Genomic DNA, 5,104 nt, shown 5'->3' with positions numbered 1-5,104 from the left:
ACCAAGTTCCTCATCGAGGAGGTCAAACGCGACGCCGCCGATCCCAATTCGTCGCACGATTTCGGCAAGGACGTCATACCCAATGTCGTCGCCAAGGGCCAAGCGGTCGCGCATCATTTCTCGCAATCCTGCGTCGTCACCAACGAGGAGTCGGTGATCTACTGGCGCGACGTCGGGACGGTCGACGCCTATTGGGCGGCCAACATCGCCTTGACCGAGATCGTCCCCGATCTCGATCTCTACGATCGCGCCTGGCCGATCTGGACCTAGGGCGAGATCACGCCGCCCGCCAAGTTCGTCCACAACATCGACGGCCGGCGCGGCGTCGCATTTTCGTCGCTGGTATCGGGAGGCTGCGTCATTTCCGGCGCGACGATTTCGCGGTCGCTGCTATTCACCGGCGTGGGGGCGCATTCCTATGCGACCGTCCATGAGACGGTCGCGCTGCCCTATTCGCACATCGGCCGGGGCGCCCGCCTCCGAAAAGCGGTGATCGACTCCGGCGTCATAATCCCCGATGGTCTGGTCGTCGGCGAGGACCCGGAACTCGACGCCAAGCGTTTCCGGCGTACGGAGAACGGCGTCACTCTGATCACTCAACCCATGCTCGACAAGCTTGGCCAATGACGGATCTCGTCGCAACGCGCTTCCAAACTTATCCATTGGTTCACATCACCTCGTCGGCGCCCTCGATTCCAGCTCGCCCTGGGGCGAGAACTCCCGTTGCTGAGCCCTTCGCGGTCGTCAGACCGCGATCAGCCGGTCGTCGTATCGGCCGCACCTGGTCATGCGCGCGAAGACGATACGCGCGACCTTGTTGGCGAGCGCGCCACCGCAGTCAGCTTGAACTTGTATTTGACCATCTTGCGATCGAGCATCCCGCCTGCCAACAGACGCAGGACGTCATTATGGCCTTTGCTGTCAATCAGCGATGAGATCTGATCTCGCTGAAGCAGGTCATTTCAAATGGCTATCGCGCCGATCGGCGTCGGGACCCCCCGCCGATTTACACAACCGCGCCGAAAAGGCCGCCGGCGCCTGCCGTGACGCCCGTCGTGAGCGCGCCCCAGAACGCGAACCGCAAAGCGCTTGGCGCGATCCGTGCCCCGCCCGTCCACGCCGCCAGCGCCCCGAGCGCCGCCAGCACCAAGAGTGAAGCGACCGCAGAGACTCGTCTCCGGGGCCAAAGCGGTCACGATCAGAGACGTGGCCGCTCCAATGGTGAGACTCGCGCCCGAAGCTAGCGCGGCCTGGATCGGTCGGGCTTCGAGCGTCGTCGTGAAGCCCAGTTCGTCACGTGCGTGCGCCAAGGCCGTCATGGGCCATGAGTTGGTCGGCGACCGTCTTCGTGAGCGCGGGATCGAGACCGCGGTGGACGTATATTGCCGCCAACTCCTCGTGTTCGCCTTTTTCGTTTATTCGAAGCTCCGTTCGTTCGAGCGCGAGGTCGGCATGCTCGGTTCCTTCTGAGAGTGCACCGACACATATTCACCCGCGGCCATGGACATCGCGCCGGCGACAAGCGCGGCCAACCCCGCGATCAGAACATTGCTGCGTCCGCCGTGCGCCGCAGCCACGCCCATGACGAGGCTTGCCCTCGACAGGAGACCTTCACCCCTGGCGCCGTCGCGCGCAGCCAACCGGCTCGTCTGGCGCGGTGTCGTTCCACCTGGCCCATTTGCATGCATCGGCTCGCAATGGCTTTCGAACTTCAAAGCGCGGCTCGAAAGAAGATAAAGAAGATATGGTCATCGGCTCGACGCCGTTGCTCAGCTTATCTCGCGAGCGATTTGGCTGGCGCCCCTGTCTGCGTGAGGCCGAGACAAGTTAGCTTCGACCGGAAATCGGCTTCCGACGGGGAGGCGTCTCCCGCTTCACGGCGTCAGGGGCAATGTGACAGCATGTCTTGGACCCGCCCATGAGCCACGGCCTTCGGCGCTTGAGCCGTCGCGAGTAGGAATGCGCATTAACCCTTGGCTGATCGCCCTCCTGGTCTCAGTCGCCACGTTCATGGAGGTGCTCGACACCACCATCGCCAACGTCGCGCTGACCTATATTTCCGGCAGCCTCGCGGTAGGTCCAGCGGAAGCCGCCTGGACCATTACCAGCTACCTCGTCGCCAACTCCGTGGCGCTCTGCGCGAGCAGTTGGCTGGCGGCGAGATTCGGGCGGCGCAACTTCTTTCTAGCCTGCGTCGGTCTGTTCACCCTGGGCTCAATCCTATGCGGCCTGTCCTGGAACCTCGAGTCGTTATTGTTCTTTCGCGTTCTTCAAGGACTTGCCGGAGGCGGAATGACCCCGGTAGCCCAATCCATCTTGGCAGATACATTCCCGCCGGAGAAGCGCGGACAGGCCTTCGCGCTTTACGGCATCGCCGTCGTCGTCGCGCCCATCGTGGGGCCTATGCTCGGCGGCTATCTCAGCGACAACTACTCCTGGCATTGGTGCTTCCTGATCAACGGACCGATCGGAGTGATTCTGTTCGTTCTGACCTATGTGTTCATTCCGGAAACTCCGAAAGCGCGGGCTGACCGCATCGAGACGGGCCGACGGGCGCCTCCGTTCGACCTGGTCGGCTTCCTGCTCGTCACGACGTTCCTGGGCTCGCTGGAGGTCGTGCTTGACAAGGGCCAGGAGGATGATTGGTTCGGCTCCTCGTTCATCGTCCTCTTCGCCTCCCTTTCCGTCGGCGCGCTGTTGCTGTTCGTGCCATGGGCGCTTCTGAGGAGAAATCCGGTCATCGATGTGCGCATGCTGGCGAGCCGCCAATTCGGCGCGTGCTTCATCGTCATGCTCGGGGTCGGGGCGATTGTTGTCGCCACGACACAGATCGTGCCGCAGATCCTGCAAGACAACTACGGGTACACCGCCTTGCTCGCGGGAGAAGCGCTTTCGCCCGGCGGCCTCGTGACCATGGTGATGATGATCGTCGTGGGCCCGGTCGGTTTAGTCCAGCCGAAATATCTCATCGCGTTCGGCGCGGTAGTCGTCGGTTATGGCATGTATATGATGACAAGCCTGCCCGCGACCTCGACGTTCGACTATTTCGCGCTGTCGAAGATGGTCCTGGGGGTCGGGCTCCCATTCATCTTCATTCCGATCACGGTGGCGTCCTACGACGGGATCGCCGCCGGGAAAACCGACCAAGCCTCCGCGCTCATCAACCTGGCGCGCAATTTCGGCGGCTCGATTGGAGTTTCGCTATCGCAGACGGTGCTCGCCCAGCGCGAGCAATTCCACCAATCGCGGCTCGGGGAGCATGTCGGCGTTTGGAATCCGATCTATGGTCAGACGCTGAGCGGTGCCCAAGCCTTTTTCGCCGCGCGGCCGCTGAACGGAGGCGGCGCGGCGCAAACGGCTTTCGATTGGATTGGCCAGACCGTTCAAACGCAAGCCAGTTATCTCAGTTATGTCGACGTGTTCCTGGTGCTGAGCGTCCTGTCTTTGGCGTTGGCGCCGTTGGCGCTCACGCTGCGCGCGGTCCGGTTGGAGCGCTCAAAGCGGGGCGCGAATTGAAGTGGGAGCGACAACCTTGGCGGAAATTCACCTGACGGACCCCCGCCTGCGCGACGAAACCCGCGACCCGCCGCGAGAGGCGCCGGCGGAATTGACAGTCGAGAAGCCTCGCGGTACGCCCCTGCCGGGCGCGCTCGGGGTCCTTCGTCGCAATCCCATCAAGGCGGTCGTCGGGGCGATCGCGGTCGTCGCCGCGCTCGCCGCCGGCGTTGTCTGGTATTTGCACGCGCGTCATTACGAGAGCTCCGACGACGCGTTCATCGACGGGCGCCCTGTCTACGTGGAGTTTGCAGGTTTCGGGCGTGATCGAGGCGGCGCCGGTAACGGACAATCAAATCGTCAAGGCTGGCGATCTTCTCGTGCGCATCGACGCGCGCGATTATCAGGCCGCGGTCGACCTGTCGGCGGCGCAAATGCTGCAGGCCGAGGCGGGCGTCGCCAGTGTGCGCGCGCAAATTTATGAACAAGTCGCGACAATATCAGAGGTCGGCCGGACGGTCGTGGAAGCGCAAGCCGCGCTGGATTTCTCGAAGCAGGAAAACACGCGGTATCAAGAGCTCGTGGCGAAAGGCGCCGGCACCGAGCAGCGCGCGCAGCAATCGGCCTCGGATCTCGATTCGAAACGAGCGGCGCTGTCGGCGGCTCAATTCGGCCAGTCGGCAGCCCAGCGTCAGAGGCTCGTGCTCGACGCACAGGAGAAGAGCGCCGAGGCGGCGTTGGCGACGGCCAAGGCCCAAAAAGAGGCGGCTGACGCCAATCTCAGCCGCGTCGAATTGCGCGCGACGACTGAGGGGCGGGTCACCAAGCTCACCGCCGTCGCGGGCCAACTCGTCACGCCCGGGCAGGCCGTGATGATCCTCGTGCCCCTGGAGGTTTGGGTGACCGCCAATTTCAAGGAGACGGAGCTTACGGATATCCGGCCGGGCCAAAAGGTGGCGATTTACGTCGACGCCTACGGCCGCAATTTTCCAGGTCATGTCGACAGCATTCAGGCGGGCAGCGGGACGGTGTTCAGTCTGCTGCCGGCGGAGAACGCGACAGGCAATTACGTCAAGGTCGTGCAACGCATACCCGTGAAAATCACCTTCGATCGGCAACCCGACGCTTTGCTGGGCCTCGGGATGTCCGTCGAGCCGACGGTCACGGTGCGATAGAGCCGTCGCTAAAGCGTGGGCCGGGCCCGCGCGCCGGGTCGCCGCGCTACTTGCCACGCGCCTTCGCTGCATCGGGATTGCGCGCTCGCCGCGGCGGAGGCGCCGCTATCGGTCGGCCCCCTGGCCTCGCGCCGTTCGGCGATGTGTTCCGCGAACATCGTGACGAACGCGAGGATCAAATAAATCACCACGGGCCAGGAGCGGCGACACAAACGAAGCGATACCGATGGCGCCGGCAACCACGCGGGCGAATATCAGCCATGTCGTATCCGGCGCCAGCGACCGCGCCCGCCCCAAATACGATGATCGGACGGGCGGGTGCGGCGCCGTGTTTCGCCTCGTGAGTAGTTTCCGACCCTATTTACGAGAGATCGCGATGCCTAAGATGCGAGTCCGATTGACCGCTGTCGCGCACATTTTTGAGCGACCGAGCC

Annotated in this window: 2 protein-coding genes and 2 pseudogenes; 3 read left to right on the top strand and 1 reads right to left on the bottom strand. The window is 63.4% G+C overall.

The annotated features are described in order from the left end of the window. Window positions 1-627 (top strand): annotated as a pseudogene (locus ACLP25_RS06710) (sugar phosphate nucleotidyltransferase); the annotation flags it as partial. A gap of 379 nt (window positions 628-1,006) precedes the next feature. On the opposite strand, the pseudogene ACLP25_RS06705 reads toward ACLP25_RS06710, so the two are convergent. After that, window positions 1,007-1,684 (bottom strand): annotated as a pseudogene (locus ACLP25_RS06705) (VIT1/CCC1 transporter family protein). A 275-nt stretch (window positions 1,685-1,959) separates the two neighbouring features. Between ACLP25_RS06705 and ACLP25_RS06700 the strand changes: the two are divergent. Both ACLP25_RS06700 and ACLP25_RS06695 read left to right on the top strand, forming a co-directional pair. Then, window positions 1,960-3,516, top strand: coding sequence for a DHA2 family efflux MFS transporter permease subunit (locus tag ACLP25_RS06700; RefSeq protein ID WP_442468442.1), 1,557 nt, complete (start codon window positions 1,960-1,962; stop codon window positions 3,514-3,516). A gap of 287 nt (window positions 3,517-3,803) precedes the next feature. Continuing rightward, window positions 3,804-4,670 (top strand): HlyD family secretion protein, encoded by an 867-nt coding sequence (locus tag ACLP25_RS06695; RefSeq protein ID WP_442468441.1) that lies wholly within the window; start codon window positions 3,804-3,806, stop codon window positions 4,668-4,670. Window positions 4,671-5,104: the final 434 nt, after the last annotated feature.

Origin of the sequence: Roseiarcus sp. (assembly GCF_052145395.1) — a bacterium.
Lineage (GTDB): Bacteria > Pseudomonadota > Alphaproteobacteria > Rhizobiales > Beijerinckiaceae > Roseiarcus.
This window is presented reverse-complemented; position numbering and strand designations above follow the sequence as displayed.